The sequence below is a fragment of the Streptomyces bikiniensis genome, from assembly GCF_000716625.1.
Taxonomy (GTDB): Bacteria; Actinomycetota; Actinomycetes; order Streptomycetales; family Streptomycetaceae; genus Streptomyces; species Streptomyces bikiniensis.
The window spans coordinates 210,022-227,979 of record NZ_JNXJ01000008.1; the positions used below are offsets into that span (position 1 = coordinate 210,022).

26 protein-coding genes are annotated in these 17,958 nt (G+C 68.4%); 25 read left to right on the top strand and 1 reads right to left on the bottom strand.

Going from position 1 to position 17,958, the window contains the following annotated elements; genetic code table 11:
- Positions 1-2: 2 nt before the first annotated feature.
- The 3 genes from rpsG to tuf all read left to right on the top strand — a co-directional run bounded on the left by rpsG (position 3) and on the right by tuf (position 3,984).
- Positions 3-473, top strand: a complete 471-nt coding sequence (rpsG, locus tag OO47_RS08430) for a 30S ribosomal protein S7 (RefSeq protein WP_015035567.1) — start codon at positions 3-5, stop codon at positions 471-473.
- 39 nt (positions 474-512) lie between these two features.
- Complete coding sequence (gene fusA / locus OO47_RS08435) at positions 513-2,639, top strand: elongation factor G (protein WP_030208970.1); 2,127 nt, start codon at positions 513-515, stop codon at positions 2,637-2,639.
- A 151-nt stretch (positions 2,640-2,790) separates the two neighbouring features.
- Entirely contained in the window at positions 2,791-3,984 is a 1,194-nt protein-coding gene (tuf, locus tag OO47_RS08440; protein WP_030208973.1) for an elongation factor Tu, read from the top strand.
- Between the two features lie 107 nt (positions 3,985-4,091).
- Here tuf and OO47_RS08445 read toward each other — a convergent pair whose 3' ends face one another.
- Positions 4,092-6,080 carry a PIG-L family deacetylase gene (locus tag OO47_RS08445; RefSeq protein ID WP_030208974.1) on the bottom strand — a complete coding sequence of 663 codons (1,989 nt, stop codon included), beginning with the start codon at positions 6,078-6,080 and terminating at the stop codon, positions 4,092-4,094.
- A gap of 307 nt (positions 6,081-6,387) precedes the next feature.
- On the opposite strand from OO47_RS08445, the gene gdhA reads away from it, so the two are divergent.
- The 22 genes from gdhA (at position 6,388) to rplO (ending at position 17,889) form a co-directional block, all read left to right on the top strand.
- Positions 6,388-7,755, top strand: a complete 1,368-nt coding sequence (gene gdhA / locus OO47_RS08450) for an NADP-specific glutamate dehydrogenase (RefSeq protein ID WP_030208977.1) — start codon at positions 6,388-6,390, stop codon at positions 7,753-7,755.
- A 465-nt stretch (positions 7,756-8,220) separates the two neighbouring features.
- Positions 8,221-8,529 carry a 30S ribosomal protein S10 gene (gene rpsJ, locus OO47_RS08455; protein ID WP_003948644.1) on the top strand — a complete coding sequence of 103 codons (309 nt, stop codon included), beginning with the start codon at positions 8,221-8,223 and terminating at the stop codon, positions 8,527-8,529.
- Between the two features lie 13 nt (positions 8,530-8,542).
- Entirely contained in the window at positions 8,543-9,187 is a 645-nt protein-coding gene (gene rplC, locus OO47_RS08460; RefSeq protein WP_030208979.1) for a 50S ribosomal protein L3, read from the top strand.
- Between the two features lie 7 nt (positions 9,188-9,194).
- A complete protein-coding gene (gene rplD / locus OO47_RS08465; RefSeq protein WP_030208981.1) occupies positions 9,195-9,845 on the top strand; it encodes a 50S ribosomal protein L4 in 651 nt (216 codons plus the stop codon).
- Positions 9,845-10,168 carry a 50S ribosomal protein L23 gene (gene rplW / locus OO47_RS08470; RefSeq protein WP_030208983.1) on the top strand — a complete coding sequence of 108 codons (324 nt, stop codon included), beginning with the start codon at positions 9,845-9,847 and terminating at the stop codon, positions 10,166-10,168. The genes rplD and rplW overlap by 1 nt, the downstream gene beginning before the upstream one ends.
- 39 nt (positions 10,169-10,207) lie before the next feature.
- Positions 10,208-11,044: a 50S ribosomal protein L2 gene (rplB, locus tag OO47_RS08475; protein WP_030208986.1), complete on the top strand. Its 837-nt coding sequence runs from the start codon at positions 10,208-10,210 to the stop codon at positions 11,042-11,044.
- 12 nt (positions 11,045-11,056) lie between these two features.
- A complete protein-coding gene (gene rpsS / locus OO47_RS08480) occupies positions 11,057-11,338 on the top strand; it encodes a 30S ribosomal protein S19 (RefSeq protein WP_015035577.1) in 282 nt (93 codons plus the stop codon).
- A 42-nt stretch (positions 11,339-11,380) separates the two neighbouring features.
- On the top strand, positions 11,381-11,728 hold the full coding sequence (gene rplV / locus OO47_RS08485; protein WP_030208989.1) for a 50S ribosomal protein L22: 348 nt from the start codon (positions 11,381-11,383) through the stop codon (positions 11,726-11,728).
- Entirely contained in the window at positions 11,728-12,576 is an 849-nt protein-coding gene (gene rpsC / locus OO47_RS08490; protein WP_017239578.1) for a 30S ribosomal protein S3, read from the top strand. The genes rplV and rpsC overlap by 1 nt, the downstream gene beginning before the upstream one ends.
- 5 nt (positions 12,577-12,581) lie before the next feature.
- A complete protein-coding gene (gene rplP, locus OO47_RS08495) occupies positions 12,582-13,001 on the top strand; it encodes a 50S ribosomal protein L16 (protein ID WP_015035580.1) in 420 nt (139 codons plus the stop codon).
- On the top strand, positions 13,001-13,225 hold the full coding sequence (rpmC, locus tag OO47_RS08500) for a 50S ribosomal protein L29 (RefSeq protein ID WP_017239580.1): 225 nt from the start codon (positions 13,001-13,003) through the stop codon (positions 13,223-13,225). The genes rplP and rpmC overlap by 1 nt, the downstream gene beginning before the upstream one ends.
- Positions 13,225-13,506: a 30S ribosomal protein S17 gene (gene rpsQ, locus OO47_RS08505; protein WP_030208995.1), complete on the top strand. Its 282-nt coding sequence runs from the start codon at positions 13,225-13,227 to the stop codon at positions 13,504-13,506. Before rpmC ends, rpsQ begins: the two co-directional genes overlap by 1 nt.
- A 99-nt stretch (positions 13,507-13,605) precedes the next feature.
- Complete coding sequence (gene rplN, locus OO47_RS08510; protein WP_003956455.1) at positions 13,606-13,974, top strand: 50S ribosomal protein L14; 369 nt, start codon at positions 13,606-13,608, stop codon at positions 13,972-13,974.
- Positions 13,975-13,976: 2 nt separating this feature from the next.
- Positions 13,977-14,288, top strand: a complete 312-nt coding sequence (gene rplX / locus OO47_RS08515) for a 50S ribosomal protein L24 (protein ID WP_030208998.1) — start codon at positions 13,977-13,979, stop codon at positions 14,286-14,288.
- Complete coding sequence (gene rplE / locus OO47_RS08520; RefSeq protein WP_106969362.1) at positions 14,285-14,842, top strand: 50S ribosomal protein L5; 558 nt, start codon at positions 14,285-14,287, stop codon at positions 14,840-14,842. Before rplX ends, rplE begins: the two co-directional genes overlap by 4 nt.
- 5 nt (positions 14,843-14,847) lie before the next feature.
- Positions 14,848-15,033 carry a type Z 30S ribosomal protein S14 gene (locus OO47_RS08525; RefSeq protein WP_003948630.1) on the top strand — a complete coding sequence of 62 codons (186 nt, stop codon included), beginning with the start codon at positions 14,848-14,850 and terminating at the stop codon, positions 15,031-15,033.
- A 221-nt stretch (positions 15,034-15,254) separates the two neighbouring features.
- Positions 15,255-15,653, top strand: a complete 399-nt coding sequence (rpsH, locus tag OO47_RS08530) for a 30S ribosomal protein S8 (protein ID WP_030209003.1) — start codon at positions 15,255-15,257, stop codon at positions 15,651-15,653.
- A gap of 21 nt (positions 15,654-15,674) precedes the next feature.
- Positions 15,675-16,214 carry a 50S ribosomal protein L6 gene (gene rplF, locus OO47_RS08535; RefSeq protein WP_030209005.1) on the top strand — a complete coding sequence of 180 codons (540 nt, stop codon included), beginning with the start codon at positions 15,675-15,677 and terminating at the stop codon, positions 16,212-16,214.
- Between the two features lie 4 nt (positions 16,215-16,218).
- Positions 16,219-16,602 (top strand): 50S ribosomal protein L18, encoded by a 384-nt coding sequence (gene rplR / locus OO47_RS08540; RefSeq protein WP_030209008.1) that lies wholly within the window; start codon positions 16,219-16,221, stop codon positions 16,600-16,602.
- A 45-nt stretch (positions 16,603-16,647) separates the two neighbouring features.
- Positions 16,648-17,250, top strand: a complete 603-nt coding sequence (gene rpsE, locus OO47_RS08545; protein WP_015035588.1) for a 30S ribosomal protein S5 — start codon at positions 16,648-16,650, stop codon at positions 17,248-17,250.
- Positions 17,250-17,432: a 50S ribosomal protein L30 gene (gene rpmD, locus OO47_RS08550; RefSeq protein WP_015035589.1), complete on the top strand. Its 183-nt coding sequence runs from the start codon at positions 17,250-17,252 to the stop codon at positions 17,430-17,432. Before rpsE ends, rpmD begins: the two co-directional genes overlap by 1 nt.
- A gap of 1 nt (position 17,433) precedes the next feature.
- A complete protein-coding gene (rplO, locus tag OO47_RS08555; RefSeq protein WP_030209011.1) occupies positions 17,434-17,889 on the top strand; it encodes a 50S ribosomal protein L15 in 456 nt (151 codons plus the stop codon).
- Positions 17,890-17,958 lie beyond the last annotated feature (69 nt).

Here is a 17,958-nt window from a genome sequence, read left to right on the forward strand (position 1 = left end):
GAATGCCTCGTAAGGGCCCCGCCCCGAAGCGCCCGGTCATCATCGACCCGGTCTACAGCTCTCCTCTTGTCACCTCGCTGATCAACAAGATCCTGCTGGACGGCAAGCGTTCCACCGCCGAGCGCATCGTGTACGGCGCCATGGAGGGTCTTCGCGAGAAGACCGGCCAGGACCCGGTCATCACGCTGAAGCGCGCGCTGGAGAACGTCAAGCCGGCCCTCGAGGTCAAGTCCCGCCGTGTCGGTGGCGCCACCTACCAGGTGCCGATCGAGGTCAAGCCGGGCCGCGCGTCCACGCTCGCCCTCCGCTGGCTCGTCGGTTACTCCCGCGCCCGCCGCGAGAAGACGATGACCGAGCGCCTCATGAACGAGCTCCTCGACGCCTCGAACGGCCTCGGTGCTGCCGTCAAGAAGCGTGAGGACACGCACAAGATGGCCGAGTCCAACAAGGCCTTCGCGCACTACCGCTGGTAGTCGCAACCCACATCGAGACCGAGAGAAGACTGAGCCGATATGGCTACCACTTCGCTTGACCTTGCCAAGGTGCGCAACATCGGCATCATGGCTCACATCGACGCGGGCAAGACGACCACCACCGAGCGGATCCTGTTCTACACCGGTGTCTCGTACAAGATCGGTGAAGTCCACGACGGCGCTGCCACGATGGACTGGATGGAGCAGGAGCAGGAGCGCGGCATCACGATCACGTCCGCCGCGACGACCTGCCACTGGACGCTCGAGAACGTCGATCACACGATCAACATCATCGACACGCCGGGCCACGTCGACTTCACCGTCGAGGTGGAGCGTTCGCTGCGCGTGCTCGACGGTGCTGTCACCGTGTTCGACGGCGTGGCCGGCGTCGAGCCCCAGTCGGAGACCGTCTGGCGCCAGGCGGACCGCTACGGCGTTCCGCGCATCTGCTTCGTCAACAAGCTCGACCGCACCGGCGCCGACTTCCTGCGCTGCGTCGACATGATCGTGAACCGCCTCGGCGCGACCCCGATCGTCATGCAGCTCCCGATCGGTGCCGAGGCCGACTTCCAGGGCGTCGTGGACCTGGTCCGCATGAAGGCGCTCGTCTGGTCCGCCGAGGCCAGCAAGGGCGAGATGTACGACGTCGTCGACATCCCGGCCGAGCTGACCGAGCTGGCCGACGAGTACCGCGCCAAGCTGGTCGAGACCGTCGCGGAGAACGACGAGGAGATCATGGAGCTGTTCCTGGAGGGCGTCGAGCCCACCGAGGAGCAGATCTACGCCGCCGTCCGCCGCATCACCATCGCCTCCGGCAAGGGCGGCGACACCACGGTCACCCCCGTGTTCTGCGGCACCGCGTTCAAGAACAAGGGCGTCCAGCCCCTGCTCGACGCGGTCGTGCGCTACCTCCCCTCGCCCCTGGACGTCGAGGCCATCGAGGGCCAGGACGTCAAGGACCCCGAGGTCGTCGTGCGGCGCAAGCCGTCCGAGGACGAGCCGCTGTCGGCCCTCGCGTTCAAGATCGCGAGCGACCCGCACCTCGGCAAGCTCACCTTCGTCCGGATCTACTCCGGTCGCCTGGAGGCCGGCACCGCGGTGCTGAACTCCGTCAAGGGCAAGAAGGAGCGCATCGGCAAGATCTACCGCATGCACGCGAACAAGCGTGAGGAGATCGACTCGGTGGGCGCCGGCGACATCGTCGCCGTCATGGGCCTCAAGCAGACCACCACCGGTGAGACGCTGTGCGACGACAAGAACCCGGTCATCCTGGAGTCCATGGACTTCCCGGCGCCGGTCATCCAGGTCGCCATCGAGCCCAAGTCCAAGGGTGACCAGGAGAAGCTGGGTGTCGCCATCCAGCGTCTCGCGGAGGAGGACCCCTCCTTCCAGGTCCACTCGGACGAGGAGACCGGCCAGACCATCATCGGTGGCATGGGCGAGCTCCACCTCGACATCCTCGTCGACCGCATGCGTCGCGAGTTCAAGGTCGAGGCGAACGTCGGCAAGCCGCAGGTCGCGTACCGCGAGACGATCCGCAAGGCCGTCGAGCGCGTGGACTTCACCCACAAGAAGCAGACCGGTGGTACCGGTCAGTTCGCCAAGGTGCAGATCGCGATCGAGCCCATCGAGGGCGGCGACGCCTCGTACGAGTTCGTGAACAAGGTCACCGGTGGCCGCATCCCGAAGGAGTACATCCCTTCGGTCGACGCGGGTGCGCAGGAGGCCATGCAGTTCGGTATCCTCGCGGGCTACGAGATGACTGGCGTTCGCGTCATCCTTCTCGACGGCGCCTACCACGAGGTCGACTCCTCCGAGCTCGCGTTCAAGATCGCCGGTTCGCAGGCCTTCAAGGAGGCCGCGCGCAAGGCTTCGCCCGTGCTCCTCGAGCCGATGATGGCCGTCGAGGTCACCACGCCCGAGGACTACATGGGTGAGGTCATCGGCGACATCAACTCCCGCCGTGGCCAGATCCAGGCCATGGAGGAGCGTGCCGGCGCCCGTGTCGTCAAGGGCCTGGTGCCGCTTTCGGAGATGTTCGGCTACGTCGGAGACCTCCGCAGCAAGACCTCGGGTCGCGCAAGCTACTCGATGCAGTTCGACTCCTACGCCGAGGTTCCGCGGAACGTCGCCGAGGAGATCATCGCGAAGGCCAAGGGCGAGTAACTCTTCCGAGTCCACGCTTTAGGCTTGACACCAGTCACCGGGGCCCGGCCCCCGAAACCCGAGGAATCGGGCCCCGGTTGACTGGCATCCCAGCAAAGATCACCTGGCGCCGATGAAGCAAGGCGTTCAGAACCACTCCAGGAGGACCCCAGTGGCGAAGGCGAAGTTCGAGCGGACTAAGCCGCACGTCAACATCGGCACCATCGGTCACATCGACCACGGTAAGACGACCCTCACGGCCGCCATTACCAAGGTGCTGCACGACGCGTACCCGGACCTGAACGAGGCCTCGGCCTTCGACCAGATCGACAAGGCTCCCGAGGAGCGCCAGCGCGGTATCACGATCTCGATCGCGCACGTCGAGTACCAGACCGAGTCGCGTCACTACGCCCACGTCGACTGCCCCGGTCACGCGGACTACATCAAGAACATGATCACGGGTGCCGCGCAGATGGACGGCGCCATCCTCGTGGTCGCCGCCACGGACGGCCCGATGCCGCAGACCAAGGAGCACGTGCTCCTGGCCCGCCAGGTCGGCGTTCCGTACATCGTCGTCGCCCTGAACAAGGCCGACATGGTGGACGACGAGGAGATCCTGGAGCTCGTCGAGCTCGAGGTCCGTGAGCTCCTCTCCGAGTACGAGTTCCCGGGCGACGACCTGCCGGTCGTCCGCGTCTCGGCGCTCAAGGCGCTCGAGGGCGACAAGGAGTGGGGCGAGAAGCTCCTCGGCCTCATGCACGCCGTGGACGAGTCCATCCCGCAGCCCGAGCGTGACGTCGACAAGCCGTTCCTGATGCCGATCGAGGACGTCTTCACGATCACCGGTCGTGGCACCGTCGTCACCGGTCGTATCGAGCGTGGTGTCCTCAAGGTCAACGAGACCGTCGACATCATCGGCATCAAGACCGAGAAGACCACCACCACGGTCACCGGCATCGAGATGTTCCGCAAGCTGCTCGACGAGGGCCAGGCCGGTGAGAACGTCGGTCTGCTCCTCCGTGGCATCAAGCGCGAGGACGTCGAGCGCGGCCAGGTCATCATCAAGCCCGGCTCGGTCACCCCGCACACCAAGTTCGAGGCCCAGGCCTACATCCTGTCGAAGGACGAGGGTGGCCGTCACACCCCGTTCTTCAACAACTACCGCCCGCAGTTCTACTTCCGTACCACGGACGTGACCGGCGTCGTGACCCTCCCCGAGGGCACCGAGATGGTCATGCCGGGCGACAACACCTCCATGTCCGTCGAGCTGATCCAGCCCGTCGCCATGGAGGAGGGCCTGAAGTTCGCCATCCGTGAGGGTGGCCGGACCGTCGGCGCCGGCCAGGTCGTCAAGATCACCGCCTGATCTCGAACCGACCTGGTGACTCGCAGGAGTCGCTGAGCAGTAAGGGGAAGCCCCGCACCGGAAGGTGCGGGGCTTCTTCGCGTTCCCGGGGCCGTGCCCCGGAGCCCCTACGGCTTCCAGCTCCACGGCCGCCCGTCCGCGCCGAGCCCCACCACGGTCGCGCCCCGCGCCCCCAGGTGCAGGGCGGCCGGGGCCGCCGCCCCGCCCTTCGCCGTACGCACATGGGTCCGGCCCCCGGCCCGCACCACCGCCCGGCCGCGCGCGTCCGTGCCGAGCAGGACGGTGCCGAGCGCCGCCGACCGCGCGGCGACCACCTCCCCGTACCCGTCGAGACCGGTGTCGCCGGCCGGGCCGAGCAGCCGCGCGTCCGCCGGCGGCCGGTGGAACAGCTCGCCGTCCGCGCTCGCCAGCGCGGACCCGGAGAGCGGCAGCCGCTCCGTCCGCTCCCGCCCGTCCACCCAGTGCCGTACGGACTCCCGCCCCGCCGCGTACACGTGGACGCGCCCCGCCGGGTCCACCGAGACGGCCGGACCGTCCTGGACCTCGGCGTCCCCGGGGAGCGTCCGCCACGGGCCCCAGGAGCCGTCGACCGCCCGGACCCGGGTCGAGAGGCGCTTGTCCGCGTTCCGCACGAAGAGGTGGACCCGGCCGTCGGGGGCCGCGACCGCCGCCGGGGAACCGAGCCTGCGTCCCCGGTCGTCCCCGTGCTCCGGGTTCCCCAGGCCCCGCCAGGGGAGGAACGGGCCGCCGGGGGACCGCTGTTCGAGGAGGACGACCTCGCGCCGGTTGACGCCGCCGTGCCCGTCGAGCGCGGCGAGCCGCACCCCGAGGAGCAGCACCCGCCCGTCGGGCAGGACCGCGGAGCCGAGCGCCGGGGCGAGCGGGCCGCCGCCGAGGTCCTCCGGGTCGCCCCAGACGCCGCCGGGCGCCGACTCGCGCCAGCGGACCGCGCGCAGGCCCAGGACCCCGTACGCCGCGAGCCGGCCGTCCGGCTCCTCGGCGAGGGCCGGGCGGGCGCCGGGCCAGCGGTGGTGGGTGGAGCGGACCCAGCCCTTGCGGTTGGTCAGCGGGCGGTCGCCGCCGACGCCGTAGTCGCCGCAGCCCGAGGGGTTCCCGCACCGCCAGGAGGGGTCGCCGCCGTACGGGACGAGCCGGGCCGCCTTCTCCTCCAGGACGCCCGGCGGGAGGTTCTTGGGCCAGTGCCGGTTGTAGTAGCCGCGGAAGGCCGTCGTCGTGAACGCCGGTATCGGCTCGCCGTCCCGGACCGCGTCCGAGACCCGGCGGCACAGCGCCGCCCAGGTGAAGCAGGCGACCGCCGTGTGGTCCCCGTGGTCCGCGTAACCGGGCTGCTCGGAGTCCCGCCGCCGGGTCGCCTCGTCGCTGTGCTGGACGTCCGGGTCGGGGTCCAGGGTGTGCACCACCGTGGGCCGGTAGCGGGCGAGGAGTCCGGCGAGGACGCCGACGAGGCCGTCGTAGTCGTAGGCGTCGGCCCGGGTGACGGGGGAGCCGGCCGGCAGGTGGGTGCGCAGCTCCAGGGCGCGGTCCTCCCAGAGCGCGGGCAGGGCCATGTACCGGCGGGGGGTGTGCATCGGCAGGTTGAGGAGGACCAGCTCGACCCGGCGGCCGCCGTGCGCGAGGACGTCGACCTCGGCCCGCCGGCCGCCGGCGAGTTCCAGCGTCCCCCGCCGCCACGGCGTGAACAGCGGCAGGCCGAGCGCCGCCGCGTACGACTGGCGCAGGCCCTGGTGGCGGGCGGCGGAGTAGGCGGCCCGGTCCGGGGGAGTCCCGGGCATGCCCGGGATCCGGTTCACGCCGTTGTGCTCGCCGGCCGTCACGTACACGGAGACGAGCGGGACGCCCGCGTCGAGCAGTCGCTGCGAGTCCGGGTTCATGAAGTACAGGTCGTCGTCCGGGTGCGCGGCGAACTGCATCAGGAGCGCCCGGCGGGCCGGTGCCGGGGCGATCGGCTTCCCCGGCGCCGGATCGGCGGTCGGCGCGCTCCGGCGCGGCGCCGGTACGGAACACCCGGCGGCGGCCGCGGTGGCGGCGAGGGCGGTGGCGAGCACCGCCCGTCGGCGGGGTCGGGTGTGCTGCACTGCGGGGCCCTTCGCTCGGCGGTCCCCTGGAAGACGGAAATCTGTGCGAAGGGGTTGTGCGTGTACGACGGGCACGGGCGCGTACGGGGAGGGCGCGGGCGTACGAAGGGCTCGTGGCCGTCTCGGATGGCGGACCCACGCGTCCGCTTACTGGTGCTTGCATTCACATGGATGTAACAGTGGGCACGGCGGCGGGGACGACGAGGTCCCGGAGCGGCCGTCCGTCCCTCCCCGCGCGCGGCAACGGCGCCGAGCGCTCCCACCCGGTTCTCCGCCGGCGTACAGCCGTGCCAGAAGGGGGTTCCACGTGCCGAACCGGCCCGACCCGCAGACCGCCCGCTCCACCCTCGACGCCCTCCGCGCCGAGATCGAGCACCGCAATCCGGCGCAGCCCGAGTTCCACCAGGCCGTCCACGAGGTGCTCGACAGCCTCGCCCCGGTGCTCGCGGCCCGGCCCGAGTTCGCCGAGCCGGGGCTCCTGGAGCGGATCGTCGAGCCCGAGCGGCAGATCGTCTTCCGGGTGCCGTGGCAGGACGACCGGGGGCGCACGCACGTCAACCGGGGTTTCCGCGTCGAGTTCAACAGCGCCCTCGGCCCGTACAAGGGCGGCCTGCGGTTCCACCCCTCGGTGAACCTGGGGATCGTCAAGTTCCTCGGCTTCGAGCAGATCTTCAAGAACGCCCTCACCGGGCTCGGCATCGGCGGCGGCAAGGGCGGCAGCGACTTCGACCCGCACGGGCGCAGCGACGCCGAAGTCATGCGGTTCTGCCAGTCGTTCATGACCGAGCTGTACCGGCACCTCGGCGAGCACACCGACGTGCCGGCCGGCGACATCGGCGTCGGCGGCCGGGAGATCGGCTACCTCTTCGGCCAGTACCGGCGGATCACCAACCGCTGGGAGGCCGGCGTCCTCACCGGCAAGGGCACCGGCTGGGGCGGCTCCGCGATCCGCCCGGAGGCCACCGGCTACGGCAGCGTGCTCTTCGCGGCGGCGATGCTCCGCGAGCGCGGCGAGGACCTGGAGGGCCGGACCGCCGTCGTCTCCGGCTCCGGCAACGTGGCGCTGTACACGATCGAGAAGCTGCTCGCCCTCGGCGCCAACCCGCTCACCTGCTCCGACTCCGGCGGTTACGTGTACGACGACAAGGGCATCGACCTCGATCTGCTGAAGCAGGTCAAGGAGGTCGAGCGCGGCCGGGTCGCCGACTACGCCGAGCGCCGGGGCGCCTCGGCGCGCTTCGTGCCCGGCGGCCGGGTCTGGGAGGTCCCCGCCGACGTCGCCCTGCCGTCCGCGACGCAGAACGAGCTGGACGAGGACGACGCGGCGGCCCTGGTCCGCAACGGCGTGAAGGCCGTCGCCGAGGGCGCCAACATGCCCACGACGGCGGAGGCGGTCCACCTGTTCCGGCGGGCCGGCGTCGCCTTCGGCCCGGGCAAGGCCGCCAACGCGGGCGGCGTCGCGGTCAGCGCCCTGGAGATGGCCCAGAACCACTCCCGTACGTCCTGGAGCGCGGAGAAGGTGGAGGCGGAGCTGGCCGGGATCATGACCTCGATCCACACCGCCTGCCACGAGACGGCCGAGCGGTACGGGGCGCCGGGCGACTACGTCACCGGGGCCAACATCGCGGGCTTCGAACGGGTCGCGGAGGCGATGCTGGCGCAGGGCGTCATCTGATCCACAGGTGACCCACGGGTCCGACGGAGGGGCGCACGGCTTCGGTTCGTGCGCCCCGGCGCATGGGTGGACGTGACGTGGGGTACAGTCTTGGACCCCGATTGGCGGCCGGATGGTCGCGTGTGGCAGACTGTCGGGGTTGCTCGGTTGAGTGCCGATGCTGCGCGCCTCCCGTCGGGAGGACCGGAAGCGAGTCCCACAGTACTCGTCGCCCCTCGTCAGGGGCGGACGTACGGGAATCTTCTGGGAAGCGTCAGCGGGGTACCGGCCAGGCACTCGGTGGGCCTTCGCAGACCTCTGCAGCCGCCCCCGGCTCGCGGTCCCGGGACCGCGCCCCCTTGGTTGGGAAATCCTCAGGGACTTCTGCGTAGAGGGAGCGCGACACGCCCGACCGCGTGGGTCGGAGGCGGAACCATGAGAGCCCCCGAGTCCAGAGCGTTACGAGACAAAGGACTACTAGTAGCCATGGCGGGACAGAAGATCCGCATCCGGCTCAAGGCCTACGACCACGAGGTCATCGACTCCTCGGCGAAGAAGATCGTCGAGACGGTGACCCGCACTGGTGCGTCGGTCGCGGGCCCGGTGCCGCTGCCCACTGAGAAGAACGTGTACTGCGTCATCAAGTCGCCGCACAAGTACAAGGACTCGCGCGAGCACTTCGAGATGCGCACGCACAAGCGCCTCATCGACATCCTCGACCCCACGCCGAAGACCGTCGACTCGCTCATGCGTCTCGACCTGCCGGCGGGCGTCGACATCGAGATCAAGCTCTGAGGTGACGCGCGAGATGGCTAAGAACATCAAGGGCATCCTGGGTGAGAAGCTCGGCATGACGCAGGTCTGGGACGAGAACAACCGGGTCGTCCCGGTGACCGTCGTCAAGGCCGGCCCCAATGTCGTGACCCAGGTGCGTACGAACGACACCGACGGCTACGAGTCGGTCCAGATCGCCTTCGGCGAGATCGACCCGCGCAAGGTGAACAAGCCCCTCAAGGGCCACTTCGCCAAGGCCGACGTCACCCCGCGCCGCCACCTGGTGGAGCTCCGCACCGCTGACGCCTCCGAGTACACGCTCGGCCAGGAGATCACCGCCGAGGTCTTCGAGGCCGGCGTGAAGGTCGACGTCACCGGCAAGAGCAAGGGCAAGGGCTTCGCCGGTGCGATGAAGCGCCACAACTTCCGTGGTGGCAAGGCGTCGCACGGTGCCCACCGCGTGCACCGCAAGCCCGGTTCCATCGGTGGCTGCGCCACCCCGGGCCGTGTCTTCAAGGGCATGCGCATGGCCGGTCGCATGGGCAACGAGCGTGTGACCACCCAGAACCTGACCGTCCACGCCGTTGACGCCGAGAAGGGTCTGCTGCTCATCAAGGGCGCCGTCCCCGGCCCGAACGGTGGCCTCGTCCTGGTCCGCACCGCGGCCAAGGGGGTTTGAGGAACCGATGAGCACCATTGACATCCTTTCGCCGGCAGGCGACAAGGCCGGGACCGTCGAGCTCCCCGAGGAGATCTTCGGCGCGAAGGTCAGCGTTCCGCTGATCCACCAGGTCGTCGTCGCGCAGCTGGCCGCGGCCCGTCAGGGCACGCACAAGACCAAGACCCGTGGCGAAGTCCGCGGTGGTGGCAAGAAGCCTTACCGCCAGAAGGGCACCGGCCGCGCCCGTCAGGGTTCGACCCGCGCCCCGCAGTTCGCCGGTGGTGGCGTCGTGCACGGTCCCGTGCCGCGTGACTACTCGCAGCGGACCCCGAAGAAGATGAAGGCCGCCGCCCTCCGCGGTGCCCTCTCGGACCGGGCGAACCACTCCCGCATCCACGTCGTCACCGGCGTGGTCGAGGGTGAGATCTCCACCAAGGCCGCCAAGACGCTGTTCGGCAAGATCTCGGAGCGCAAGAACCTGCTCCTGGTCGCCGAGCGCTCCGACGAGGCCGCGTGGCTGTCCGCTCGTAACCTGCCCCAGGTGCACATCCTGGAGCCGGGCCAGCTCAACACGTACGACGTGATCGTCTCCGACGACGTGGTCTTCACCAAGGCCGCCCTCGAGTCCTTCGTGTCTGGCCCCCAGACCGCTGAGACCGAAGGGAGCGACGCCTGATGAGCGAGGCCGTCGTCACCAGCAAGACCTTCTCGGACCCGCGTGACATCCTCGTCAAGCCGGTCGTCTCGGAGAAGAGCTACGCCCTGCTCGACGAGAACAAGTACACGTTCATCGTCGCGCCCGGCTCCAACAAGACCCAGATCAAGCAGGCCGTCGAGGCGGTCTTCTCGGTCAAGGTCACCGGGGTCAACACGATCAACCGCCAGGGCAAGCGCAAGCGCACCCGCACCGGTTTCGGCAAGCGCGCCAACACCAAGCGCGCCATCGTGACCCTTGCTGAGGGCAACCGAATCGACATCTTCGGCGGCCCGACCGCCTGACGGCGGTCGAGTCGTCCGATATCGGACGAGGACTGAGAAATGGGTATCCGCAAGTACAAGCCGACTACGCCGGGCCGTCGTGGCTCCTCCGTAGCCGACTTCGTCGAGATCACGCGGTCCACGCCGGAGAAGTCGCTGGTCCGCCCCCTGCACAGCAAGGGCGGCCGTAACAACACCGGTCGTGTGACCGTCCGTCACCAGGGCGGTGGCCACAAGCGCGCCTACCGCGTGATCGACTTCCGTCGTCACGACAAGGACGGCGTGCCGGCCAAGGTCGCTCACATCGAGTACGACCCCAACCGCACCGCGCGCATCGCGCTGCTCCACTACGTGGACGGCGAGAAGCGCTACATCATCGCCCCCAAGGGCCTGACGCAGGGCGACCGCGTCGAGAACGGCCCCGGCGCGGACATCAAGCCCGGCAACAACCTGGCGCTCCGCAACATCCCGGTCGGTACCACGATCCACGCGATCGAGCTCCGTCCCGGTGGCGGCGCCAAGTTCGCGCGCTCGGCCGGTGCCTCCGTGCAGCTGCTCGCGAAGGAGGGCACGATGGCCCACCTCCGCATGCCCTCCGGCGAGATCCGTCTGGTCGACGCCCGCTGCCGCGCCACCATCGGCGAGGTCGGCAACGCCGAGCAGTCGAACATCAACTGGGGCAAGGCCGGACGCAAGCGCTGGCTGGGTGTTCGCCCGACCGTCCGCGGTGTGGCGATGAACCCGGTCGACCACCCGCACGGTGGTGGTGAGGGCAAGACCTCCGGTGGTCGCCACCCGGTCTCCCCGTGGGGTCAGAAGGAGGGTCGTACTCGTTCGCCGAAGAAGGCTTCGAACAAGTACATCGTCCGCCGCCGCAAGACGAACAAGAAGCGCTAGGAGCGGGTTTAGATGCCGCGCAGTCTCAAGAAGGGACCCTTCGTCGACGGCCACCTCGTCAAGAAGGTGGACGCCCAGAACGAAGCCGGTACCAAGAACGTCATCAAGACCTGGTCCCGTCGCTCGATGATCATCCCGGCCATGCTCGGCCACACGATCGCGGTGCACAACGGCAAGACCCACATTCCGGTGTTTGTCACCGAGTCGATGGTCGGCCACAAGCTCGGCGAGTTCTCGCCGACGCGCACCTTCCGGGGTCACGTGAAGGACGACCGGAAGTCGAAGCGCCGCTAGTAGCGGGGTGGAATGACCATGACAGACACTGGAAGGACAACCATGGAAGCCAGGGCCCAGGCGCGGTACATCCGCGTCACGCCCATGAAGGCCCGCCGCGTGGTGGACCTTATCCGTGGCATGGACGCCACGGAGGCTCAGGCGGTCCTGCGTTTCGCCCCGCAGGCCGCGAGCGTGCCGGTCGGCAAGGTGCTGGACAGCGCCATTGCCAACGCCGCGCACAACTACGACCACAGTGACGCCTCTTCGCTGTACATCAGCGAGGCGTACGTGGATGAGGGCCCGACCCTGAAGCGGTTCCGTCCGCGCGCCCAGGGCCGTGCCTACCGGATCCGTAAGCGGACCAGCCACATCACCGTGGTCGTCAGCAGCAAGGAAGGAACCCGGTAATGGGCCAGAAGGTTAACCCGCATGGGTTCCGGCTCGGCATCACCACGGACTTCAAGTCCCGCTGGTACGCCGACAAGCTGTACAAGGACTACGTCAAGGAAGACGTCGCCATCCGCCGGATGATGACGTCCGGCATGGAGCGCGCCGGCATCTCGAAGGTGGAGATCGAGCGCACCCGTGACCGTGTGCGTGTGGACATCCACACCGCGCGTCCCGGCATCGTCATCGGCCGCCGCGGCGCCGAGGCCGACCGCATCCGCGGCGACCTCGAGAAGCTCACGGGCAAGCAGGTCCAGCTGAACATCCTCGAGGTCAAGAACCCCGAGATGGACGCCCAGCTGGTCGCCCAGGCCGTCGCCGAGCAGCTCTCCTCCCGCGTCTCCTTCCGCCGTGCCATGCGCAAGAGCATGCAGGGCACCATGAAGGCCGGCGCCAAGGGCATCAAGATCCAGTGCGGCGGTCGCCTCGGCGGCGCCGAGATGTCCCGCTCGGAGTTCTACCGCGAGGGCCGCGTGCCCCTGCACACGCTCCGCGCGAACGTCGACTACGGCTTCTTCGAGGCCAAGACGACCTTCGGCCGCATCGGCGTGAAGGTCTGGATCTACAAGGGCGACGTCAAGAACATCGCCGAGGTCCGCGCCGAGAACGCCGCGGCCCGTGCCGGCAACCGCCCGGCCCGTGGCGCCGGCGCCGGCGACCGCCCGGCCGGCCGTGGTGGCCGCGGTGGCGAGCGTGGCGGCCGCGGCCGCAAGCCGCAGCAGCAGTCCGCGCCGGCTGCGGAGGCCCCCAAGGCCGACGCTCCCGCCGCCGCTGCCGCTCCGGCTGAGAGCACCGGAACGGAGGCCTGACCGACATGCTGATCCCCCGTAGGGTCAAGCACCGCAAGCAGCACCACCCCAAGCGCTCTGGCATGAGCAAGGGTGGTACGCAGGTCGCGTTCGGCGAGTACGGCATCCAGGCCCTCACGCCGGCGTACGTGACCAACCGCCAGATCGAGGCGGCCCGTATCGCGATGACCCGCCACATCAAGCGTGGCGGCAAGGTCTGGATCAACATCTACCCGGACCGCCCCCTCACGAAGAAGCCCGCCGAGACCCGCATGGGTTCCGGTAAGGGTTCTCCCGAGTGGTGGATCGCGAACGTCAAGCCGGGTCGGGTGATGTTCGAACTGTCCTACCCGAACGAGAAGATCGCGCGCGAGGCTCTGACCCGTGCGGCTCACAAGCTGCCGATGAAGTGCAAGATCGTCAAGCGCGAGGCAGGTGAGCTGTGATGTCGGCCGGTACCAAGGCGTCCGAGCTGCGCGAGCTGGGCAACGAGGAGCTTCTCAACAAGCTCCGCGAGGCCAAGGAAGAGCTGTTCAACCTCCGCTTCCAGGCGGCGACGGGCCAGCTCGAGAACCACGGTCGGCTCAAGTCCGTCCGTAAGGACATCGCCCGGATCTACACCCTGATGCGTGAGCGTGAGCTGGGCATCGAGACGGTGGAGAACGCCTGATGAGCGAGAGCAACGTGACTGAGAAGACCGAGCGCAACGCTCGCAAGGTCCGCGAGGGCCTGGTCGTCAGCGACAAGATGGACAAGACCGTCGTCGTCGCTGTCGAGGACCGCGTCAAGCACGCGCTGTACGGCAAGGTCATCCGCCGTACCAACAAGCTCAAGGCCCACGACGAGCAGAACGCCGCCGGCATCGGTGACCGCGTCCTCCTGATGGAGACCCGGAAGCTGTCCGCCACGAAGCACTGGCGCGTCGTCGAGATCCTCGAGAAGGCCAAGTAATCACCTAGGGGGTTTCCCTTAGGTTCAGTTCCGCCAGGCTCGGCAGGGGCTTCCGCGCGAAGCCCCTGCCGGGAACCGGCAGACAATCAGGAGATAGACGTGATCCAGCAGGAGTCGCGACTGCGTGTCGCCGACAACACTGGTGCCAAGGAGATCCTTTGCATCCGTGTTCTCGGTGGCTCGGGTCGCCGCTACGCGGGCATCGGTGACGTCATCGTCGCCACCGTCAAGGACGCGATCCCCGGTGGCAACGTGAAGAAGGGTGACGTCGTCAAGGCGGTCATCGTTCGCACCGTCAAGGAGCGCCGCCGCCAGGACGGCTCGTACATCCGCTTCGACGAGAACGCCGCCGTCATTCTCAAGAACGACGGCGACCCTCGTGGCACCCGTATCTTCGGCCCGGTCGGCCGTGAGCTGCGCGAGAAGAAGTTCATGAAGATCATCTCGCTCGCGCCGGAGGTGCTGTAAGCATGAAGATCAAGAAGGGCGACCTGGTCCAGGTCATCACCGGTAAGGACAAGGGCAAGCAGGGCAAGGTCGTCACGGCCTTCCCCCGCGAGAACCGCGTCCTCGTCGAGGGTGTCAACCGGGTCAAGAAGCACACCAAGGCCGGTCCCTCGCAGGCCGGCGGCATCGTCACGACCGAGGCCCCGATCCACGTGAGCAACGTTCAGCTCGTCGTGGAGAAGGACGGCAAGAAGGTCGTCACGCGTGTCGGTTACCGCTTCGACGACGAGGGCAACAAGATCCGCGTTGCCAAGCGGACGGGTGAGGACATCTGATGGCTACCACCACTCCGCGTCTCAAGACGAAGTACCGCGAGGAGATCACGGGCAAGCTGCGTGAGGAGTTCTCGTACGAGAACGTCATGCAGATCCCCGGCCTCGTGAAGATCGTGGTCAACATGGGTGTCGGCGACGCCGCCCGTGACTCGAAGCTGATCGACGGCGCGATCCGCGACCTCACGACGATCACCGGTCAGAAGCCGGCCGTCACGAAGGCCCGCAAGTCCATCGCGCAGTTCAAGCTCCGCGAGGGCCAGCCGATCGGCGCCCACGTCACGCTCCGTGGCGACCGCATGTGGGAGTTCCTGGACCGCACCCTGTCGCTCGCGCTCCCGCGCATCCGCGACTTCCGCGGCCTGTCCCCCAAGCAGTTCGACGGCCGTGGCAACTACACCTTCGGTCTCACGGAGCAGGTCATGTTCCACGAGATCGACCAGGACAAGATCGACCGTGTCCGGGGTATGGACATCACCGTGGTGACCACGGCGACCAACGACGACGAGGGCCGTGCCCTTCTGCGTCACCTCGGCTTCCCGTTCAAGGAGGCGTAAGCGAGATGGCGAAGAAGGCTCTCATCGCGAAGGCTGCCCGCAAGCCCAAGTTCGGCGTGCGCGGCTACACGCGCTGCCAGCGCTGTGGTCGTCCCCACTCCGTGTACCGCAAGTTCGGCCTGTGCCGCGTGTGCCTCCGTGAGATGGCTCACCGTGGCGAGCTGCCGGGCGTGACCAAGAGCTCCTGGTAACTCCCTCTCGCCCCCTGGGCGTTAGGAGTTCCGGAGACTCTCGGTAAGCATTGGGTCGGCGGAGGCCCGCCCCCGTCATGCCGTAGGCTGGTGGGGTTGGGCGTCCGCCGCCCCTCACGACTTACTACGCCGTAGGTCCCCGCGCCGCACCCGTCCCGCCCCTGTGTGGGGAGAGGGATGGCGCACTGGAAACCCCGGCGAGAGAGGCCGAAGGCCAATTCATGACCATGACTGATCCGATCGCAGACATGCTCACGCGTCTGCGCAACGCGAACTCGGCATACCACGACACCGTGACGATGCCGCACAGCAAGATCAAGTCTCACATCGCGGAGATCCTCCAGCAGGAGGGCTTCATCACGGGCTGGAAGGTCGAGGACGCCGAGGTCGGCAAGAACCTCGTCCTCGAGCTCAAGTTCGGTCCGAACCGTGAGCGCTCCATCGCGGGCATCAAGCGGATCTCGAAGCCGGGCCTCCGGGTCTACGCGAAGTCCACCAACCTGCCGAAGGTCCTCGGCGGCCTGGGCGTGGCGATCATCTCCACGTCCCACGGTCTCCTGACCGGCCAGCAGGCAGGCAAGAAGGGCGTAGGTGGGGAAGTCCTCGCCTACGTCTGGTAGTCGGGAACGGAGGAATAGCTAATGTCGCGTATTGGCAAGCTGCCTATCCAGGTTCCCGCCGGCGTGGACGTCACCATCGAGGGCCGCACGGTCACGGTGAAGGGTTCCAAGGGCACCCTGAGCCACACCGTCGCCGCGCCGATCGAGATCGTCAAGGGTGAGGACGGCGTCCTGAGCGTCACCCGCCCGAACGACGAGCGTCAGAACAAGGCCCTCCACGGCCTGTCCCGCACGCTGGTGGCCAACATGATCACCGGTGTGACCCAGGGTTACGTCAAGGCGCTCGAGATCAGCGGTGTCGGTTACCGCGTCGCCGCGAAGGGCTCCAACCTGGAGTTCCAGCTCGGTTACAGCCACCCGATCCTGGTCGAGGCGCCCGAGGGCATCTCGTTCAAGGTCGAGTCGCCGACCAAGTTCTCGGTCGAGGGCATCGACAAGCAGAAGGTCGGCGAGGTCGCCGCCAACATCCGCAAGCTGCGCAAGCCCGACCCGTACAAGGCCAAGGGCGTCAAGTACGCGGGCGAGGTCATCCGCCGCAAGGTCGGAAAGGCTGGTAAGTAAAGCCATGGCATACGGTGTGAAGATCGCCAAGGGCGACGCCTACAAGGGCGCCGCCAAGAAGCGCCGCCACATCCGCATCCGCAAGAACGTGTCGGGTACGGCGGAGCGTCCGCGCCTCGTCGTGACGCGTTCCAACCGCGGCATCACCGCTCAGGTGATCGACGACCTCAAGGGCCACACCCTTGCGTCGGCGTCGACCCTGGACGCGTCGATCCGCGGTGGCGAGGGCGACAAGTCCGCGAAGGCCAAGCAGGTCGGTTCCCTGGTCGCCGAGCGCGCCAAGGCCGCCGGCGTCGAGGCCGTCGTGTTCGACCGCGGTGGCAACAGGTACGCCGGGCGCATTGCCGCTCTGGCTGACGCCGCCCGCGAAGCCGGGCTGAAGTTCTGAGCCCCGGTTCCGGGACCAACGGACGTAACAGAGAGAGGTAATCCAATGGCTGGACCCCAGCGCCGCGGAAGCGGTGCCGGTGGCGGCGAGCGGCGGGACCGGAAGGGCCGCGACGGTGGCGCTGCCGCCGAGAAGACCGCGTACGTTGAGCGCGTCGTCGCGATCAACCGCGTCGCCAAGGTTGTCAAGGGTGGTCGTCGCTTCAGCTTCACCGCGCTGGTCGTGGTGGGCGACGGTGACGGCACCGTAGGTGTCGGTTACGGCAAGGCCAAGGAAGTTCCCGCGGCCATCGCCAAGGGCGTCGAGGAAGCCAAGAAGAACTTCTTCAAGGTTCCCCGCATCCAGGGCACCATCCCGCACCCGATCCAGGGCGAGAAGGCCGCGGGCGTCGTCCTGCTCAAGCCGGCTTCCCCCGGTACCGGTGTGATCGCCGGTGGCCCGGTGCGCGCCGTCCTCGAGTGCGCCGGCGTTCACGACATCCTGTCGAAGTCGCTCGGCTCCGACAACGCGATCAACATCGTGCACGCGACCGTGGAGGCCCTCAAGGGCCTGCAGCGTCCCGAGGAGATCGCGGCCCGCCGCGGTCTGCCCCTCGAGGACGTCGCCCCCGCGGCTCTGCTCCGTGCGCGTGCAGGGGCGGGTGCGTAATGGCTCGCCTCAAGGTCACGCAGACGAAGTCGTACATCGGCAGCAAGCAGAACCACCGCGACACCCTGCGCTCGCTCGGCCTCAAGAAGGTCAACGACGTGGTTGTCAAGGAGGACCGCCCCGAGTTCCGCGGCATGGTGCACACCGTCCGCCACCTCGTGACGGTCGAGGAGGTTGACTGACATGGCGGAGAACAACCCGCTGAAGGCCCACAACCTCCGTCCCGCCCCCGGTGCCAAGACCGCGAAGACCCGTGTCGGTCGTGGTGAGGCGTCGAAGGGTAAGACGGCCGGTCGTGGTACGAAGGGCACGAAGGCCCGCTACCAGGTTCCGGAGCGCTTCGAGGGTGGGCAGATGCCCCTCCACATGCGCCTCCCGAAGCTGAAGGGCTTCAAGAACCCCTTCCGCACCGAGTACCAGGTCGTGAACCTGGACAAGCTGGCCGCGCTCTACCCGCAGGGTGGCGAGGTCACGGTGGCCGACCTGGTCGCCAAGGGTGCGGTGCGCAAGAACCAGCTCGTCAAGGTCCTGGGCCAGGGCGAGGTCTCCGTGGCGCTGCAGGTGACGGTCGACGCCGTCTCCGGCTCCGCCAAGGAGAAGATCGCCGCCGCCGGCGGCACCGTCACCGAGCTCGTCTGAGACGACCGCTCGATGGCCTGAACATCCGACCGGGGATGCCTCTCAAAAGGGGCATCCCCGGTTGGTCGT

Coding starts and splice junctions, on each gene's coding strand:
- rpsG (WP_015035567.1), top strand. CDS start 3: ATGCCTCGTAAGGGCCCCGCCCCGAAGCGCCCGGTCATCATCGACCCG.
- fusA (WP_030208970.1), top strand. CDS start 513: ATGGCTACCACTTCGCTTGACCTTGCCAAGGTGCGCAACATCGGCATC.
- rpsJ (WP_003948644.1), top strand. CDS start 8,221: ATGGCGGGACAGAAGATCCGCATCCGGCTCAAGGCCTACGACCACGAG.
- rplC (WP_030208979.1), top strand. CDS start 8,543: ATGGCTAAGAACATCAAGGGCATCCTGGGTGAGAAGCTCGGCATGACG.
- rplD (WP_030208981.1), top strand. CDS start 9,195: ATGAGCACCATTGACATCCTTTCGCCGGCAGGCGACAAGGCCGGGACC.
- rplW (WP_030208983.1), top strand. CDS start 9,845: ATGAGCGAGGCCGTCGTCACCAGCAAGACCTTCTCGGACCCGCGTGAC.
- rplB (WP_030208986.1), top strand. CDS start 10,208: ATGGGTATCCGCAAGTACAAGCCGACTACGCCGGGCCGTCGTGGCTCC.
- rpsS (WP_015035577.1), top strand. CDS start 11,057: ATGCCGCGCAGTCTCAAGAAGGGACCCTTCGTCGACGGCCACCTCGTC.
- rplV (WP_030208989.1), top strand. CDS start 11,381: ATGGAAGCCAGGGCCCAGGCGCGGTACATCCGCGTCACGCCCATGAAG.
- rpsC (WP_017239578.1), top strand. CDS start 11,728: ATGGGCCAGAAGGTTAACCCGCATGGGTTCCGGCTCGGCATCACCACG.
- rplP (WP_015035580.1), top strand. CDS start 12,582: ATGCTGATCCCCCGTAGGGTCAAGCACCGCAAGCAGCACCACCCCAAG.
- rpmC (WP_017239580.1), top strand. CDS start 13,001: ATGTCGGCCGGTACCAAGGCGTCCGAGCTGCGCGAGCTGGGCAACGAG.
- rpsQ (WP_030208995.1), top strand. CDS start 13,225: ATGAGCGAGAGCAACGTGACTGAGAAGACCGAGCGCAACGCTCGCAAG.
- rplX (WP_030208998.1), top strand. CDS start 13,977: ATGAAGATCAAGAAGGGCGACCTGGTCCAGGTCATCACCGGTAAGGAC.
- OO47_RS08525 (WP_003948630.1), top strand. CDS start 14,848: ATGGCGAAGAAGGCTCTCATCGCGAAGGCTGCCCGCAAGCCCAAGTTC.
- rpsH (WP_030209003.1), top strand. CDS start 15,255: ATGACCATGACTGATCCGATCGCAGACATGCTCACGCGTCTGCGCAAC.
- rplF (WP_030209005.1), top strand. CDS start 15,675: ATGTCGCGTATTGGCAAGCTGCCTATCCAGGTTCCCGCCGGCGTGGAC.
- rplR (WP_030209008.1), top strand. CDS start 16,219: ATGGCATACGGTGTGAAGATCGCCAAGGGCGACGCCTACAAGGGCGCC.
- rpsE (WP_015035588.1), top strand. CDS start 16,648: ATGGCTGGACCCCAGCGCCGCGGAAGCGGTGCCGGTGGCGGCGAGCGG.
- rpmD (WP_015035589.1), top strand. CDS start 17,250: ATGGCTCGCCTCAAGGTCACGCAGACGAAGTCGTACATCGGCAGCAAG.
- rplO (WP_030209011.1), top strand. CDS start 17,434: ATGGCGGAGAACAACCCGCTGAAGGCCCACAACCTCCGTCCCGCCCCC.